The organism is Kutzneria buriramensis (assembly GCF_003387475.1).
GTDB lineage: Bacteria > Actinomycetota > Actinomycetes > Mycobacteriales > Pseudonocardiaceae > Kutzneria > Kutzneria buriramensis.
On sequence record NZ_QUNO01000008.1, the window covers coordinates 450,412 to 467,006 of the forward strand.

At 70.1% G+C, this 16,595-nt stretch carries 17 protein-coding genes; 10 read left to right on the forward strand and 7 right to left on the reverse strand.

Annotation, left to right across the window (positions count from 1 at the left end):
• Positions 1-3 precede the first annotated feature (3 nt).
• A complete protein-coding gene (locus tag BCF44_RS25440; RefSeq protein ID WP_116176849.1) occupies positions 4-1,728 on the reverse strand; it encodes a peptide ABC transporter substrate-binding protein in 1,725 nt (574 codons plus the stop codon).
• Between the two features lie 148 nt (positions 1,729-1,876).
• On the opposite strand from BCF44_RS25440, the gene BCF44_RS25445 reads away from it, so the two are divergent.
• Genes BCF44_RS25445 through BCF44_RS25455 form a run of 3 tightly spaced genes read left to right on the forward strand, consistent with a single transcriptional unit; the run spans position 1,877 to position 5,245 of the window.
• The gene (locus BCF44_RS25445) at positions 1,877-3,007 is read left to right on the forward strand and encodes an ROK family transcriptional regulator (protein WP_116176850.1); all 1,131 of its coding nucleotides are present in this window, start codon (positions 1,877-1,879) and stop codon (positions 3,005-3,007) included.
• Positions 3,004-4,425 carry a M81 family metallopeptidase gene (locus tag BCF44_RS25450; protein ID WP_211353210.1) on the forward strand — a complete coding sequence of 474 codons (1,422 nt, stop codon included), beginning with the start codon at positions 3,004-3,006 and terminating at the stop codon, positions 4,423-4,425. The genes BCF44_RS25445 and BCF44_RS25450 overlap by 4 nt, the downstream gene beginning before the upstream one ends.
• 40 nt (positions 4,426-4,465) lie before the next feature.
• The gene (locus tag BCF44_RS25455) at positions 4,466-5,245 is read left to right on the forward strand and encodes a DUF1684 domain-containing protein (RefSeq protein ID WP_116176851.1); all 780 of its coding nucleotides are present in this window, start codon (positions 4,466-4,468) and stop codon (positions 5,243-5,245) included.
• On the opposite strand, the gene BCF44_RS25460 is transcribed toward BCF44_RS25455, so the two are convergent.
• The 4 genes from BCF44_RS25460 to BCF44_RS25475 are packed head-to-tail and all read right to left on the reverse strand — an operon-like array spanning position 5,242 to position 7,838.
• Positions 5,242-5,937, reverse strand: a complete 696-nt coding sequence (locus BCF44_RS25460) for a nucleotidyltransferase domain-containing protein (RefSeq protein ID WP_211353211.1) — start codon at positions 5,935-5,937, stop codon at positions 5,242-5,244. The genes BCF44_RS25455 and BCF44_RS25460 overlap by 4 nt on opposite strands.
• Positions 5,928-6,689 (reverse strand): phosphotransferase, encoded by a 762-nt coding sequence (locus BCF44_RS25465; protein WP_246015535.1) that lies wholly within the window; start codon positions 6,687-6,689, stop codon positions 5,928-5,930. Before BCF44_RS25465 ends, BCF44_RS25460 begins: the two co-directional genes overlap by 10 nt.
• On the reverse strand, positions 6,686-7,102 hold the full coding sequence (locus BCF44_RS25470; RefSeq protein ID WP_116176853.1) for a cupin domain-containing protein: 417 nt from the start codon (positions 7,100-7,102) through the stop codon (positions 6,686-6,688). Before BCF44_RS25470 ends, BCF44_RS25465 begins: the two co-directional genes overlap by 4 nt.
• 55 nt (positions 7,103-7,157) lie before the next feature.
• Complete coding sequence (locus BCF44_RS25475; protein WP_170217731.1) at positions 7,158-7,838, reverse strand: TetR/AcrR family transcriptional regulator; 681 nt, start codon at positions 7,836-7,838, stop codon at positions 7,158-7,160.
• An 87-nt stretch (positions 7,839-7,925) separates the two neighbouring features.
• Here BCF44_RS25475 and BCF44_RS25480 point away from each other — a divergent pair, with 87 nt between their 5' ends.
• The 4 genes from BCF44_RS25480 (at position 7,926) to BCF44_RS25495 (ending at position 12,180) form a co-directional block, all read left to right on the forward strand.
• Positions 7,926-9,602, forward strand: coding sequence for an MFS transporter (locus BCF44_RS25480; protein ID WP_116176855.1), 1,677 nt, complete (start codon positions 7,926-7,928; stop codon positions 9,600-9,602).
• A gap of 13 nt (positions 9,603-9,615) precedes the next feature.
• On the forward strand, positions 9,616-10,482 hold the full coding sequence (locus BCF44_RS25485) for an AAA family ATPase (RefSeq protein ID WP_116176856.1): 867 nt from the start codon (positions 9,616-9,618) through the stop codon (positions 10,480-10,482).
• On the forward strand, positions 10,479-11,828 hold the full coding sequence (locus BCF44_RS25490; RefSeq protein ID WP_116176857.1) for a vWA domain-containing protein: 1,350 nt from the start codon (positions 10,479-10,481) through the stop codon (positions 11,826-11,828). The genes BCF44_RS25485 and BCF44_RS25490 overlap by 4 nt, the downstream gene beginning before the upstream one ends.
• Positions 11,829-11,895: 67 nt before the next feature.
• Positions 11,896-12,180 carry a hypothetical protein gene (locus BCF44_RS25495; RefSeq protein WP_116176858.1) on the forward strand — a complete coding sequence of 95 codons (285 nt, stop codon included), beginning with the start codon at positions 11,896-11,898 and terminating at the stop codon, positions 12,178-12,180.
• 19 nt (positions 12,181-12,199) lie between these two features.
• Here the strand turns inward: BCF44_RS25495 and BCF44_RS25500 are convergent, their stop codons facing one another.
• Entirely contained in the window at positions 12,200-13,207 is a 1,008-nt protein-coding gene (locus BCF44_RS25500) for a PHP domain-containing protein (RefSeq protein WP_116176859.1), read from the reverse strand.
• A gap of 125 nt (positions 13,208-13,332) precedes the next feature.
• Positions 13,333-13,725: a PPOX class F420-dependent oxidoreductase gene (locus BCF44_RS25505; RefSeq protein ID WP_116176924.1), complete on the reverse strand. Its 393-nt coding sequence runs from the start codon at positions 13,723-13,725 to the stop codon at positions 13,333-13,335.
• Between the two features lie 91 nt (positions 13,726-13,816).
• On the opposite strand from BCF44_RS25505, the gene BCF44_RS25510 reads away from it, so the two are divergent.
• Genes BCF44_RS25510 through BCF44_RS25520 form a run of 3 tightly spaced genes read left to right on the forward strand, consistent with a single transcriptional unit; the run spans position 13,817 to position 16,505 of the window.
• Positions 13,817-14,899 carry an alpha/beta hydrolase gene (locus BCF44_RS25510; protein WP_170217732.1) on the forward strand — a complete coding sequence of 361 codons (1,083 nt, stop codon included), beginning with the start codon at positions 13,817-13,819 and terminating at the stop codon, positions 14,897-14,899.
• Positions 14,883-15,509 (forward strand): hypothetical protein, encoded by a 627-nt coding sequence (locus BCF44_RS25515; protein ID WP_147328625.1) that lies wholly within the window; start codon positions 14,883-14,885, stop codon positions 15,507-15,509. Before BCF44_RS25510 ends, BCF44_RS25515 begins: the two co-directional genes overlap by 17 nt.
• 9 nt (positions 15,510-15,518) lie before the next feature.
• Positions 15,519-16,505, forward strand: a complete 987-nt coding sequence (locus tag BCF44_RS25520) for an FAD-binding oxidoreductase (RefSeq protein WP_116176862.1) — start codon at positions 15,519-15,521, stop codon at positions 16,503-16,505.
• The last annotated feature ends 90 nt before the right edge of the window (positions 16,506-16,595 follow it).

A 16,595-nucleotide genomic window follows, 5' to 3' on the forward strand; every position in this document is an offset into this window, starting at 1 on the left:
CGGTCACCGATACCAGCGTTGGGGTTGTAACCCGGCCATCGGATCCTGCACCACGCCGTGCAGCGAGGCGTCGATCGCCGACACCTGGTACGGCGGGTTCGGCATCCAGATCACCGGCAGCTGCTGCGCCAGTCGGGCGCTGTAGTCCACCATGGACTGCGGCGAGGTGGCCAGCGTGGAGGCGTTGATCAGGTCGTCGGTCGGCTTGTCCCGGTAGTTGCCGAAGTTCACGCCGGCGTCGGTCGCGAACAGCTGCTCGCCGCTGGGGTAGGCCGGGAAGTACCAGCTGCCCTGGGTGCCGAAGTAGGACAGCTGCCAGGCGCAGGCCGGGCTGGTCGGCTCGCACGTGGTCCCGTTGGCCAGCACGGTGTTCAGCGGCTGGGCGTTGATCCGCAGCTCGATGCCGACCTTCGACAGCTCGGACTTCAGCTCCTGCATGGTGCCGTCGGTCTCGTCGGAGCCGGATTCGGTCAGCAGCGTCATGGACAGCCGGGTGCCAGCGGCGATGCCCGGCCCGCACTCGTCGGGTTCGCGGCAGGCCAGGATCCCGTCGGGATCGGGCCGCCAACCGTGGTCCGACAACAGTCTTCGTGACGTGTCGAGGTCGAACGGGTAGGGATTGGTCTTCTGCTGCGGCGATAAGAAAGTGGGGTCGTTGTCCTGCGGCACCGGGCCGTAGCCGGGGCTGGCGGTGCCGCGCCAGATCACCTGCGAGATGGCCTTCTGGTCCACCGCGTGCTGGATCGCCTGCCGGAGGTAGAGCTGCTGGAAGGCCTTGCCCAGCGCGGGATTGTTGAAGTTGTAGGGGATGTAGGTGATGGACCAGCCGTTCCACGGCTGCACCTTGTAGCCCATCGACTCCAACTTGGGCCGCTGCCCCAGGTTCGTCGTCGGCACGTAGCCGTAGTCGACGCCGCCGGCGAGCAGCACGTTGTACTCGGCCGCGGAGCTGGTGAAGGTCAGGAAGGTGATCTTGTCCAGGTGTGAGCCGTCCTGGCCGGTGTAGCTCGGGTTCTTGGCCAGCGTGACCTGTCCGGTGGGGGAGAAGGACTCCAGCGCATACGGGCCGTCCACGACCTTCCACAGTGGATCGGTGTTGTAGCCGCCGAGATTCTTGGCCTGTGCCACCAGGTAGTCGAACGTCTTGCGCGGATCGGGGTCGTGCGCCCACGCCTGGCGCGGCAGCGGGGTGATCAGCGTCAGCTGGTTGGCAGTGAACCAGCCGGGGTTGTACGTCTTGTCCAGGGTGAGTGTGAACGTGTGGTCGTCCACGATGTGGAAGCCGGTGACGTTGTCCGGCATCAGGCCCTTGGTGTACGCGCCCCAGTCGTCCTTGGCCGCGCGGATCAGATCCAGGTAGAACTGGACGTCCTCGCTGGTCACGGGCGCGCCGTCGGACCAGGTCAGCGGCTTCAGTGTGATCGTGACGGACTTGCCGTCGGCCGCGTACACGGGCGGATTCGCGGCGCTCGCCTGCTGGTCCATGCCGACCGCGCCGGACGATCCGTCGTAGGCGTAGAGCGGCACGAACAGGGCCGACTGGATGACGCCGTTGTAGCTGGCGGTGTAGCCCGGGATCGCCAGCGGCAGGATCCAGTTCGGGGTCGCGGACGGCGGCAGCGCGAAGCTCACGGTGTTCGAGCCGCCGTGCCGCGCCCGGCCGCCGGCGCAGGCCGCCAGCAGCAGACAGCAGACGACCGCGGCCAGCCGACCGAGCCCTCGTCGCATCCCGCCTCACTTCCAACAAATCTGTTGCAAGTTCGCTTGCTGCGATTTTTCGCTTGACTATACTCAGATCGGCCAACGGGTGAACCGCCGGCGACCGGAGGTTGTCGACACTTACACCAGAAATGTGTCAACGCTGAGGGGATCGGCGATGCATGGGCTTGAGGCGAGCGCCGCGAGGGTGGTGGAGCTGGTCGCGGCCGGTCGTGCCGCGTCCCGCAACGAGCTCGCCGCCGGGCTGGGGCTGCCACCGTCCACTGTGGCCCTTCGGGTGCAGACGCTGCTGAACGCCGGCGTTCTCGTCGAACAGGGCGAGGGGCGGTCGCACGGCGGCCGGCGGCCGCGGCTGCTCACCGTGAACTCCGACTTCGGGCACGTCTGGACCATCGACATCGGCTCCCACCACGTGCGCCTCGGCCCGATGGACATGACCGGCTCGCTGATCCGCACGCACGAGCTGCCGATCGACATCGACACGGATCCGTCGCTGCTGCTCGCGGAGATCGCCGCCGCCGTGCACGACCTGGCCGGCGACGAGCCCGGACGGTGGCTCGGCGTCGGCGTCGGGCTGCCCGGGCCGGTCGACGTCGTCGCCGGCACGGTGACGCTGCCGTCCCGAATGCCGGGCTGGCGCGGGTTTCCGGCGCAGGAGGCGTTGCAGCGGCATTTCGAGCAGCCGGTGGTGATCGACAACGACGCCAATCTGATGGCGCTGGGGCAGGCCCGGCGGGGTGCGCCGGGGGACACCCTGGTGGTGGTCAAGGCCGGCACGGGCATCGGCTCCGGACTCGTCGTCGAGGGCCGGCTGCATCGCGGCCGGGACGGCGCCGCCGGCGACATCAGCCACGTGCGGATCACGGCCGGCGGCGACCGGCCGTGCACCTGCGGCAATCACGGCTGCCTGGAGACGGTGGCCAGCGGTGCGGCGCTGGTGGCGCAGCTCGGTCTGGCCAGCACCGCCGATGTCCTTGCCGCCACTGAGGATGCGGACGCCCGGGTGATCACCGCGGTGCGGCGGGCCGGCGGGCTGCTGGGCGAGGTGCTGGCGACCGTGGTCAACTTCGCCAACCCCGACGGGGTGCTGCTCGGCGGCGCGCTGGCCGGTTGCGAGGCGTTCGTCGCCGCCGTGCGTGGCGCGCTGTACGAGCGCTGCCTGCCGCTCGCCACGCGCCGGCTCCGTATCGACATCGTGTACGGCGGGGCCGACTCGGGACTGTTGGGCGCCGGCTCACTGGCCATGGAATCCGTTCTGGACGAGGCAATCAGGGAGGAAGCCCGTTGACGCGCATCGGGATCGCCGGCATCGCCATCGAATCCAGCACGTTCTCGCCGCATCGGACCACTGTGGACGATTTCACCGTTACCCGGGGCGACGATCTGTTGGCCAGGTACGCGTTTCTCGATGAGGACGTCGAGTGGGTCCCGCTGCTGCACGCCGTGTCGATGCCCGGCGGGGCCGTCACCGAGGAGACGTACACCGCGCTGTCGGAGGAGATCTACGCCCGGCTGCGAGAGGCCGGCCCGCTCGACGGCCTGTTCTTCGACATCCACGGCGCGATGAGCGTGCTGGGCCGCGTCGACGTGGAGGCCGACCTCATCGAGGGCATCCGCGCGATCATCGGCCCGGACGTGCTGGTCTCCGCGTCGATGGACCTGCACGGCAACGTCTCGCGCCGGCTCGCCCGCGCCCTGGACCTGATCACCTGCTACCGCAAGGCGCCGCACACCGACAACTGGGACACGCGCGAGCGGGCCGCCCGCAACCTGGTGAAACGCCTGCGCCACGGAGGAAAGCCGCTCAAGGCGTGGGTGCAGGTGCCGGTGCTGCTGCCCGGCGAGAAGACCAGCACCCGCATCGAGCCGGCCAAGAGCATCTACGCCCTGGTGGACGAAGTCGAGGCCCTGCCCGGGGTGCTGGACGCCGCGATCTGGGTCGGCTACGCCTGGGCCGACGAACCCCGCTGCCAGGCGGCGATCGTCGTGACCGGTGACGACCGCGAGGTGATCACCGCGCAGGCCGAGCGGCTCGCCCGCGCCTATTGGAACGCCCGCCACGACTTCGCTTTCGTCGCCCCCACTGGAACCCTGCACGAGTGCGTCGCAAAGGCGGTCGCGAGCCCCTCCAGGCCGTTCTTCATCAGCGACTCCGGCGACAATCCCACCGCCGGCGGCGCGGGGGACACGTCCTGGAGCCTGAACGAACTGCTGAAGATGTCCGTCGACGGCATCTACGCCGCCATCTTCGACCCTGTCGCGACGGCCGCCGCCGTGCGGGCCGGCATCGGGAACAAGGTCGAGGTGGAGGTCGGCGGGCGGATCGACGCCGGGCCATGCGGGCCGGTGCCGCTGACCGCGATCGTGGAGGCCGTCGACTCGGACGACCCGGTCGCCGGTACGGCCGTGGTGCTGGCTGTCGGCGGGCTGCGGGTCATCGTCACGGAGCGACGCAAGGCGTATCACCTGGAGGCCGACTTCACGCGGCTGGGTCTGTCGCCGCGGACCGCGGACCTGGTCGTCGTCAAGATCGGGTATCTGGAGCCGGAACTGTACGAGATGGCCGCCGACTGGCTGCTGGCGCTCACGCCCGGCGGCGTCGACCAGGACCTGCTCCGGCTCGGGCACCGGGGCATCGAGCGGCCGATGTTCCCGTTCGACCCGGACATGCCCGACCCCGACCTGATTCCCGTGTCCACCTGGTGAGACCGGAAATGCCGCCGGTGATCGACGTGTTCACTGAGGTATGACTTTCGCCGGTGAGTGGCAGGATTGGCACACGGAACGCGAGCGGACGCTGGCCGACCCGTACGGCTGGCTGGCTCTGGTCTCGCTGGACTGGCTGGAGGACAGCCCTCGGGAGTATCCCGGGCTGCCCGGTCGGTGGTGGCAGGACGAGGAGGCCGCGTACTTCGACCCGCAGGGCGCGGAGGCCTCGTACGACGGCAGCCCGGTCACCGAGACGCTGCGGCTGGAGCTGATCAACAGCGGCCCCGGCGTGCGGGTGGTCGCTGGCGACGTGGAGATCGAGGTCGCCCGCCGCTCCGGCTACCTGATCCGCGTGCACGACCCGAAGGCGACCGTGCTGCGCGACTTCCGCGGCGTGCCGGCCTTCGAACCGGATGAGGCGTACGTCTTCGACGGCGTGTTCGAGCCGTTCGACGAGCCCCGGCCGACGACGGTCGGCGCGGTCGTGGAGGGCCTGAGCCACGTCTACACCGCCCCGGGTGTCGTCCGCTTCCTGCGGGACGGCGTGGAGCACACGCTGACCGCCTTCAACGGCAAGACCGACGACCTCGAGGTCCTGTTCACCGACGCCACCAGCGGCGTCAGCACGTACGCCGCCAACCGGTCGCTCTCCATCGGCAAGCCGACCGACGGCCGTAGCGTGCGCCTGGACTTCAACCGCGCCAAGAACCTGCCGTGCGCGTTCACCGACTTCGCCACCTGCCCATTGCCGCCCGCCGGCAACCGGCTGGCATTCGCGGTGGAGGCGGGGGAGAAGACTCCGTACGAGCGGGCCTAGTTGGCGGCTGCCCGCCGGGTTGTCCGTTGGGCGTCGAGCCAGGCGATCACCGCCGTCCGTAGCCGCGGCGAGGTGGCTGGGTTGCCGCCTCGCCGCGCTCGGAGCTGCTCGATCAGCCACGCCGGCGCGGCGGCCTGCTCGATCGCCGCGCTCTTGGTGAGCAGCGTGCCGGTGGCGATGGCGTGGCGGCCGCGGGCCATCGACGTGAGGCTGAGATCCGCGAACTCCGGATCCAGCCACAGTCGTGGCCGCCACACCGCCCACGCCCAGTAGCCCGTCAGCTCAGCCCGGCCCGCCTCGCGCACGTCGTCGTCACTCATGGGCGGCATGACATCGCGCGGTTCGCGCCCGAAGACGGCATAGCCGTGGCGCACCAGTTCCGCCCGGTTGACGCCGGAAAGGATGCGCTGGATCAGCCGCTGGTGGGTCCAGGTCGGGTGCTTCAGGGCGACGTCGCTCACCTGCGCCGCATTCACGTAGACACAGCCCAGCTTGAGCGCGGGATCTTCGGCCAGGTGGATTTCCGTCAGCGCCGCCTGCAGGTCCGCGCCGACCGGGCCGTCCGTCAACGCCACCAGGTCGATGTCGCTGATGCCCGGCACGTAGTCGCCGGTCGCCAGCGAGCCCGCCACCATCAGGTCGGTCACCCAGCCCAGCGCGGCCAGCCGCTCGCCGAACTCGGTCACGCCCACGCCAGCGCCTCCTGCGCGCGCCGGCCGGCCGGTCCCCAGGTCGGTTTGCCACCGGGGCGTCCCTCGTCGCCGGCCTGGCCGACCTCGATCAGCGCCTGCGCCTTTCGGGTCGCCCAGGCCCGAGCGCGGGCGATCGTCGCGTCGTCCACGCTGCCGTAGGCCGCGAAGAACCGTCCGGCGGAGCCGGGCGGCAGCAGCACCCATGCCGCCGAGAGGTCGATCGCCGGGTCGCCGCCGCAGAACTCCCCGAAATCGATGATGCCGGCGAGATTCCCGTTCTCGGTCACCACGTTCGCCGGGTGCAGGTCGCCGTGCAGCCAGACCGGCGTTCCGGTCCAGTCCGGCGGGGCGAAGGTGTGCGTCGGCGCGTCGGCGGGCGCCTTCTGGTGCAACACCTTCAGGAACGCGGCGAGGGTGTCGGCCGCCTCGTGCCGGGTGATCGGCGAGCGGTCCGCCGGCTCGCCCGGCACCCACTCCACGACCGTCCAGTGCTTCGGGAAACGTGCGGACGGCTCACCCAACCGTATTGGCGTCGGGATCGGGAGCGGCAGGTCCAGCGCCGGCAGCAGGCGGAATTCCTTCAGCAGCAACTCCGACGCGCGCTCGGTGGCGTGCGGCAGGCGGACGGCCAGCGTCTCGCCGAGCCGCCACATCTCGTTGTCCCACCCCTTGGGGCCCGGTCGGAGCGCCAGCTCGGCGAGGTCCGGGTGTTGGTCCCGCAGCAGGGCCCGGACCAGGTTCTCATCGATCACGCGCGGTCCGGCCACAGGCTCGGCAGGTTCACCACGATGCCCTCCTGGCTGCTCCGCGCGATGATCACCACCGCCGGCTCGTCGCCGGGGTTCTCCTCGCGGTGCGGCACGTACGGCGGCACGAACACGTAGTCGCCGGGCGAGGTCTCCAGCCGCACCTCATCGTCGCCGTCGGCGAAGACGAACACGGGGTGGCCCGACTTCACGTAGATGGCGGTCTCGGCCTCGCCGTGGTGGTGGTCGCCCGAGTTCGTCGCCGGCGCCACGTGCGTCTCACCCATCCACACCTTGCCGGAGCCGACCGTCTTGCCGGAGATCGCCTCCAACCGCGTCATGCCCCCGGTCTGCCCGGTGTCCCCCGACAGCTCCGCCCCGCGAACGTGCCGCAACCCCTGATGCCACTGATCACTCACCCCGCCAGTATCCAACCCCCGCGAGTCGCGCTGTCGGACACAACGAATGTCAGTCTCAGGCACCCCAGGTGCGGCCGGCGAGGACGGCGAGGTGCAGGGCGACGAGCGTGTCCTCCAGCGCCGGCAGCTCCGCGGCCCGGTCGTGCCGGACCCGCACGCTGACCAGCTCCGTGGTGGCGCCGGCGAGCGCCAGGTACGCGTCGTACGGCACCGTCGGCCAGTCCGGGTGGCGGCTGAGCGCGTGCCGGTGCCACGTGCGGTTCAGCTCGGCGAACCGGTGCTGCGCGGCGTCCAGCCGGTCGACGGCCCCCGCCCCGGCGGTCGGCATATCGACGTAGAACACTCGCGCGAACGCAGGCTCGTCGGCGAGGAACCGCAGGAAGGTCCGGCAGGCCACGCGCAGGATCTCCGCCGCCGGCGCGCCGGCGGGCAGCGACCGGGTCGCGCCGACGATGGCGTCCACCATCAGGTTCCCGCCGTACGCGGTGGTGGCGAGGAAGCAGTCCTCCTTGTCCCGGAAGTGGGCGTAGAAGGCGGCCTTGGAGACCCGCGCGCCGCGGACGATGTCGGCGACGGTGATGTTGTGGTAGCCGGCGGCCGCGACGGCGGCGACGGTCGCGTGCAGGAGTCGCTCGCGCTGCTTGGCCCGCACCTCGTCGGCGGGCAGGCTCGACCGCCCCCGGGGCAGACCGGGGGCGTCATTGTGTCGTCTGGCCAGGGAGCCCTCTTGAACCACCGTCCGCCAATCCCTAAAGTACGTCCGCGTACTTGTGACCTGTGACACACGATATCGCTGCGGACAACGTAGTCCGAAGGAGGCGTCATGAGTGTGCTGTGGCAGCGCCGACTCGACCACTACCCCGAGACCCGCCAACGCCTCTGGTACCTGGCGATCGTCGTCGCCGCGACCGTGGTGCTGTACTACGAGCTGTACGTGCCCGGCGCGGTCGCCCCGGCGATCATCGCGCAGTACCACATGACCTTCCCGTACTACGTCTACATCTCGGTGGTGGGCAACGCCATCGGCGCCTTCTCGTCGCTGCTGGCCGGCCTCGCCGACAGATGGGGCCGCGCCAACCTCGTCGCCTACGGCCTCGGCGTGACCGGCCTGCTCACCCTGTTCGGCCTGCCCAACGCCCCCGACCAGTTCACCTTCGGCGTGCTGTTCGCGCTGGTCAGCTTCGTCGAGGGCATCATCCTCGTGGCCACGCCGGCGCTGGTGCGGGACTTCTCGCCGCAACTCGGCCGCGCCTCCGCGATGGGCTTCTGGACGCTCGGGCCCGTGGTCGGCAGCCTCGTGCTGTCCGAGGTCTCCAGCAACACGATCACCGCGCTGCCGGCCTGGCAGTCCCAGTTCGTCATCTGCGGCATCGTCGGGCTCGTCGTGTTCGCGATCGCCCTGTTCAGCCTGCGCGAGCTGTCGCCGAACCTGCGCGACCAGCTCATGGTCAGCATGCGGGACCGGGCGCTGATCGAGGCGCGCGCCGCCGGCATCGACGTGGAGAAGGCCATCGAGCGGCCGTGGCGGCAGATGATGACCGTGCGGGTGATCGGCTCGGCCTTCGCGATCTCGGTGTTCCTGATCATCTACTACACCGCGGTCGGCTTCTTCACCATCTACTTCACCACCATCTACGGCTTCAGCCTGGCCCAGGCCAACGGCATCGGGAACTGGTTCTGGGGCATCGACGCGCTGTCGCTGATCGTGGTCGGCGTGATCTCCGACCGGCTGCGCGTGCGCAAGCCCTTCATGCTGGTCGGCGCGCTGGGCGCGATCGTGATGACCATCGTGTTCCTGACCCGCGCGACCGTGCCCGACACCGGCTACTACACCTTCGTCTGGATCATCAGCGTGCTGGCCGTGTTCATGGCCGTCGCCTACGCGCCGTGGATGGCGAGCTTCACCGAGACCGTCGAGCGGATCAACCCCGCGCTCACCGCCACCGGCCTCGCGGTGTGGGGCTGGACCATCCGGGCCGTCGTCGCGTTGTCGATCTTCGCGCTGCCGTTCGTGGTCACGTCCATGACGCCGCTCGTGCAGTACGGCACCGAGGTCGCCACCATCGCCGCCAAGTACGACGCGGAGATCAAGACCATCGGCGTCGTCGATCCCACGACCCTGGCGGCGCTGGGCAGGAACCCGACCGATGCCGAGGCCGGCACCAAGGCCGTCGCCGAGATCATGCAGGCCCAGAACGTCGACCAGGCCACCGCGCTGCAACGGCTCAAGGCCGCCGCGGCCGTGCCGAAGGAGGATCTCGCCTTCCTCCAGGCCCACGCCGCCGAGGTGCAGCAGGCCGCCGCCGCGACGCCCGGGCAGTGGCAGAACTGGTGGTGGGTGTGCGTCGGCGGCGAGGTCGCGTTCCTGCCGTTGATCTTCGTGATGGTCGGGCGGTGGCGGCCCCGGCAGGCCGCGGCCGACCTCGCCGAGCACCAGGCCCGTGTCGACGAGGAGCTGGAGCAGCTAAGTTCATCTACCGGAGGGACTTCGCAGCGCTGAGAAGAGGGCACGAGTGACCGGGTTCTTCACGTCCGTCGACGAGGTGGCCGCGCGGCTGGCCGAGTCGGGCTACCTGGCCTCGAACGCGGTCGCCACGACCGTGTTCCTGGCCGACCGGCTCGGCAAGCCGCTGCTGGTGGAGGGGCCCGCCGGCGTCGGCAAGACCGAGCTGGCCAAGGCCGTCGCCCAGGTCACCGGGTCGCGGCTGGTGCGGCTGCAGTGCTACGAGGGCGTGGACGAGTCGCGGGCGCTGTACGAGTGGAACCACGCCAAGCAGCTGCTGCGGATCACCGCCGGGCGGGACGAGACGTGGGAGGAGACCCGCAACGACATCTTCAGCGAGGAGTTCCTGCTGGCCCGGCCGCTGCTCACCGCGATCCGCGGCGACGAGCCGACCGTGCTGCTGATCGACGAGACCGACAAGGCCGACGTCGAGGTGGAGGGGCTCCTGCTGGAGGTGCTCGGCGACTTCCAGGTCACCGTGCCGGAGCTGGGCACCATCACCGCCACCCAGCGGCCGTTCGCCGTGCTGACGTCCAACGCGACCCGGGAGCTGTCCGAGGCGCTGCGGCGGCGGTGTCTGTTCCTGCACATCGACTTTCCCGACGAGGACCTGGAGAAGCGGATCGTGCTGGCGCGGGTGCCCGGCATCGACGAGACGCTCACGACGTCGATCGTGCGGGTCATCAACGCCTTGCGGGGCATGGAACTTCGCAAGTCGCCGTCGGTCGCCGAGACCATCGACTGGGCGCGGACCCTGCTGGAGCTCGGCGCCACGGGGCTCAGCGAGGAGCTGGTGCGGGACAGCCTGGGCGTGATCCTCAAGCACCAGGACGACATGGTGAAGGCCGGGCAGCGGCTGGAACTGGACAAGCTGTGAGTGTCTCCGACCGGCTCACCGAATTCGTGCAGGCGTTGCGCGCCAAGGGGATTCAGGCCGGGCCGGGGGAGACCGTCGACGCCGCCGCGGCGCTGGAGGTGCTCGGGCTCGGTGACCGCGAGCGCACCCGTGAGGGCCTGGCCGCGTGCCTGATCCGCCGGGACGGTCAGCGGGCGGTGTTCGACTCCACCTTCGACCTGTTCTTTCCTTTGGGTGTAGGCGTTCCCGAGCAGGCCAGGCACGAGCACGTCACCCTCGACGAGCTCAACGACCGCCTCGTCGCCGCGCTGGCTTCCGACGACGAGGAGATGTTGCTGCAACTGGCCGGCCTCGCCGTGGACGCCTTCGGCCAGTACGGGCAAGGCAGTTCCGGCGTCGGCGGGTGGTCGGCGCACCAGACCCTCGACCGCGTGCAGCCGCAGACCCTGCTCGTGCGGGTCCTTTCGGCCATGCAGGCCCGTCCCGGCTTCACCGAGCGTCTCGACCGTGGCGAGATTCGCCGTCGGATAGAACGCTTTCGCGAGTTCGTCCGCGGCGAGGCGCTGCGCCGGGTCGCCGAACTCCGTGGCCGGGAACGGCTTTCTCGCAGCGCCGTGCCGCCGACCCCCGACCAGCTCGATTTCCTGCAAGCCGGTCGGGCCCAGGTCGCCGAGATGCGTCGCATGGTCCAACCGCTGGCCCGAAAACTGGCGACCCGGCTGGCCGCCCGTCGCCGCCGCGCCGCCCGTGGCCAGATCGACCTCCGCCGCACCCTTCGGCGTTCCCTGTCCACCGGCGGCGTCCCCATGCGGCCCGTCTTCCGCCGCCACCGCCCCGGCCGTCCCGAGATAGTGCTGCTCTGCGACATGTCCGGCTCCGTGGCGTCCTTCGCCAACTTCACCATGCTGCTCGTCCAGGCCCTTCGCGACCAGTTCAGCAAGGTTCGCGTCTTCGCCTTCGTCGACGGGATGGACGAGGTCACCCACCTCGTCACCACCGGCGTCGCCGACCCCTCCGCCCTCGGCGCCCGGATTCTCGGCGAGGCCTCCGTCATCCGTTGGGACGGCCACTCCGACTACGGCCGCTCCCTCGACGAGTTCGCCGACCGCTACGCCGACGCCATCGGCCCCAAGACGTCGGTGTTGATCCTCGGCGACGCCCGCAACAACAACGGCGACCCCCGCCTCGACACCCTCGCCCGGCTCCTCGCCCCCGCCCGCCGCGCCTTCTGGCTCAACCCCGAACGCCGCGACCTCTGGAACACCGGCGACTCCGCCGCCCACGACTACGCGACCGTCGTCGAGATGCACGAGTGCCGCAACGCCAGGCAGCTGGGCACCCTCGTCTCTCGGCTCATTCCGGTCTAGGCCGAGCCGTCGGCGGGCTACGGTGGCGGCTCGAGCGACGGTGAGTCACGATCGCGGTAGGGGTGCGGTGTCGAACGAGAGCAAGCAGAGCGGACGTGGCTGCGGCATAGTCCTCGGCGTTGTGGTGGTCTGTCTGGTTTGGGCTGCGGGCGCCGGCCTGATCTGGTGGGGGACGAGCATTCAGGAGGCCTGTGCCCCCAACTGCATCACGAGCTACCGACCGCGTGAGGGCGATGATCAGACCCTGGTGAATCTCCTGTGGCTGGGCGGCGGCGCGCTCGTGATCCTCGGCATCGTCATCGGGGTCTTCTTCATCAGGGAGTTCGTCTTCGATTCGAACGCGAAGAAGTGACGCTGGTCGTTCCTTCCGGCTAGCGGCGTCGGGACCACGCCAGGAGTTCGTCCGCCGGCCAGGTGTTGATGACGCGGTCCGCGGTGATGCCGACCTGCTCGGCGCGGGCGCAGCCGAGGGGTTGCCAGGTGAGCTGGCCGGGGGCATGGGCGTCGGTGTCGATGGCGAACAGGCAGCCGAGGTCGGCGGCGAGGCGGAGCAGCCGCAGGGGTGGGTCGAGGCGCTCGGGGCGGGAGTTGATCTCGACGGCGACGTTGTGGTCGCGGCAGGCGGCGAAGACGGCCTCGGCGTCGAACTCGGACTCGGGGCGGCCGCGGCCAGTGACGAGGCGGCCGGTGCAGTGGCCGAGGACGGTGACGTGGGGGTTGGCGACGGCAGCCAAGAGCCGAGGGGTCATCTCGACGGCGGGCATCCGGAGCTTGGAGTGGACGCTGGCGACGACGACGTCCAGGCGGTCGAGCAGGTCGGGGGACTGGTCGAGGGAGCCGTCGAGCAGGATGTCGACCTCGATGCCGGTCAACACCCGGAACGGGGCCATCGACGCGTTCACCTCGGCGACGACGTCGAGTTGACGGTGCAGACGCTCGGCGGTCAGGCCGTTGGCGACGGTGAGACGGGGCGAATGGTCGGTGAGGGCGATCCACTCGTGCCCGAGGTCCCGGGCGGCGCGGGCCATGACGTCGGGGGGACTGCCGCCGTCGGACCAGTCGGAATGGGTGTGGCAGTCGCCCCGCAGCGACGCCCGCAGCGCGGCCCCGCCGGACAGGTCGGGGCCGGCGGTCTGGGCGGCCTTCTCGAGGTACGAGATGGGCTCGCCCCGAACGGCGTTGGCGATGACACCGGCGGTGGACTTGCCGATGCCGGGCAGCTTGGTGAGGGTGCCCATGCGCACCATGTGCGCCACCCTGTCGACAGGCACGGCGGCGATGACCTCGGCGGCCTTGCGGAACGCCCGGACCCGGTAGCTGGGCTCGCCGGCGCGCTCCAGTTCGAACGCGACCTGTTCCAACGCCCGAACCGGATCCACGCGGTCCTGCCTACTCCACCTCGGCGAGTCGCGCTCACCGACACACCGAAACACGTGGATATGCCACATGCGCTTCCTATGTGGCATCTGGGCGCAAGTAGGAAGCGCATGTGGCGAAAAAGGCGTCAGCCCATCGTGCCAACGTGCTCGGCCTCGATGGCGACGATGAGACGGACCTGTTCGCGGCCGCCGTACCAGGCGTAGGGGCGGCCGGTGTAGCGCTTCGCCAGCACGTCGATGTGGTCGGCGCCGCCCTCGGCGGTGATGGACACGACCCGCCCCCGGACCCGGTAGTAGCGGAACGTGTTGTCGGGATCGGTGACGTTGAGCGACACCCGGGGGTCCCGGCGCATGTTGCGCACCTTCTGGAAGCCCTCCACGGTGTTGACGAGCACGTGCGTGCCGTCGGTGTCCACCCACGTCTGCGTCAGCTGCGGCGAGCCGTCGGGGTTGATGGTGGCGACGAAACACGGGCTGGGCTTGCGCAGGAGGTCCAGCAGTCCCTCGGGAAGTGCCATGCGCGTGATCCTAGCCACCGCCGGGTGGTCACGGTTGAGGATAGTCAAGATTAGTGACTATCCTCGGGTCAGCAGCGTCGAGGAGGAGCCGATGTCCGTCACCGAACTGACCACCTTCACCGTGAAGCCGGAGAACACCGCCGCGATGCTGGCCGCGCGGCCGGGCATGGTGGACGCCTTCCGCCGCGACCGGCGGGGCTTCGTGACCGCGAAGCTGATCCGCGTGGCCGACGACAAGTGGCTGGACCTCGTGGAGTGGATCGACGACACGGCTTGGGACGAGTCCCGCGCCAAGGGCGCGAACCAGCCGGAGATCGCGGCCTTCTTCGCCACCATCGACACGCTGGTGAGCTCGGACCGCGGCGTCCGCTACGACGACGCGGAGGACGGCTACCGCCCAGTCCGGACGATCGCCTACGGTCCGCACCCCTCGCAGGTCGGCGAGCTCTACCTGCCGGAGGGCGACGGCCCGTTCCCGGTGATCGTGCTGATCCACGGCGGCTTCTGGACGGCGATGTGGGATCGCCGCCAGACGACCCCGCTGGCCGACGCCCTGGTCGGGGACGGATACGCGGTGTGGAACATCGAGTACCGCCGGATCGGCGAGGACGGCGGCGGCTGGCCGGGCACCTTCGACGACGTCGAGGCGGCGGTCGACCTGCTCGACGGCCTGGATCTGGCGCTGGACACGAGCCGCGTGCAGGTCGTCGGTCACTCGGCCGGGGGACAGCTGGCGGCCTGGCTGGCCGGTCGCACCGACGGCAAGGTGCAGGTGCAGAAGGCCGTCTCGCTGGCGGGCGTCCTCGACCTCGCGGCGGCCGACGCCGACAAGTTCGGCACGGTGCTGGCGGACCCGACCGCCCCGCCGCCCGCCGGCGCGCCGGGGACGCAACGCCCGGAGCTGGCGGCGGTGATCGCCGGCCTGGTCGGCGACGGCATCGCGCCGCTGATCCTGGGCGGTCACCGCGCCGAGGTGCCCGACCGCTACGCGCGGGCGGCGCAGCCGCTGACCGTCCCGCTGCTGCAAGTCCTGGGGGACGCCGACGACGTCGTCCCGAAGAAGTACGCCGACCACCCGTCCGCCGAGTTCACGGAGGTGCACGATGCCAACCACTTCGACGTCATCGACCCCGCCCACCCCGCCTGGGACGTCGTCCGTGCCTGGCTGGCCTGACGTGGACCACGAGAAGATCCTGGCCGACGCCTGGAACCGGCCCGGCGTCACCGCGATCGACCTGCCGCCGGTGGACGTCAACCAGGTCCTCGCCGACCGCTACGAGCTGGACCGCGAGCTGACGTTCACCCGAACCATGTTGTGGGACATGGAGTCCCGCAAGGCGGCCGCCCCGGACGTCTACATCCCGACCGTCGTCGCCCCCGGCGCGGAGAAGTTCCCCAGCACCCGGCATGGTGCGCTCGAGGACTTCACCCGCATCTCGGACCAGCGGATCTGGGCCGATCCGGAGCGCTTCGGCACGATCATCGAGCACGTCCGCCTCGACCACGACAACCAGCGGGCGTTCTTCGTCGGCGACACCGGCTTCGTCACGCCGGACGGCCGCACCGTCACCGGCACCACCGCGCAGCCGATCTTCCACGTGGAGCACTCGGTGGCGGGCACCGAGGAACAGCCGCTGAACCTGTGGCGAATCGTGCTGCTCACCGAGCAGGTTGACCCCGCGTTGGTGGAGGTGTTCACGCAGATGGAGGAAGACCCGTATCTGCGTGTGTTCATCGAGGTGTACCTGCGAAAGGACTTGGGGGTCACGTTCCGCCGCAAGTAACGTGATCGGGTGGACGACTTGGCCCGGGGGCTTGCCGGTCGACTCCTCCAGCCGGCGGACGCCGACTACGCGCAAGCCAAGCGTGTTTTCCTGTCCCTCTACGACCACCGCCGCCCGGCGGCGATCGCGCTGTGCGAAACGCCCGCGGACGTCCAGCGCTGCGTGGAATTCGCGCGCACGCAAGGGAACCCGGTCGCGGCGCGCAGCGGCGGCCACAGCTACGCCGGCTATTCCACACCGGACGGCGGCCTGATCGTCGACGTGTCCCGGTTGGACACCGTCGAGGTGCGGGACGACGGCACAGCCGTTGTCGGCGCCGGAGCGCGAATGGCCGGCGTCTACAGCGAAATCGGGCGGGCCGGCCGAATGCTGTCGGCCGGCACCTGCCCGTCGGTGGGCGTCGCGGGCCTCACCCTGGGCGGCGGTATTGGCGTCCTGGGCCGCAAATGCGGACTCAGTAGCGACCAACTCGTCGCCGCGACCATCGTGACGGCCGACGGTGCTTTGCATACCGTCTCCGATACGCAGGAACCCGAGCTGTTCTGGGCCCTGCGCGGGGCCGGCGGCGGCAACTTCGGCGTCATCACATCGTTCACCTTCCGGACCGTCCCGGCCGAGCCGCTGACGGTCTGGTCCCTCGACTACACCCCCGACCGGCAGTCGGCGATCCTCGAGGCCTGGCAGCAGTGGCAGGCCGAGGTGCCCGAGGAGATGTGGTCGCAGGTCCGCATCGGCAGCTCGGAGCGTCGCGCCGAGGTCGGCGGCTGCTTCGTCGGCACGAACGCCACCCCGCTCGTCGACGACCTCGCCCGCCGCATCGGCCCGGCACAGCGGCGGATGCAGCGCGAGTTCGACTTCCTCGGCGCCATGCGGCACTTCGCGACCGGCAACTACGAACGGGCCGCCTTCGCGTCGATATCCCGGATGCTCACGGGTCCGATGGATCCGCAGGCGATGGTCGACCTGATCACCAGTGGGCCGGAGATGTACTTGTAGGGTCTCGTCGCTCGTGACATGTCGATCTTGTCCGACCTGGGCGTTCTCGGTTGTCTCACGGTGACGCCACCATGATCAATCTCAAACTCT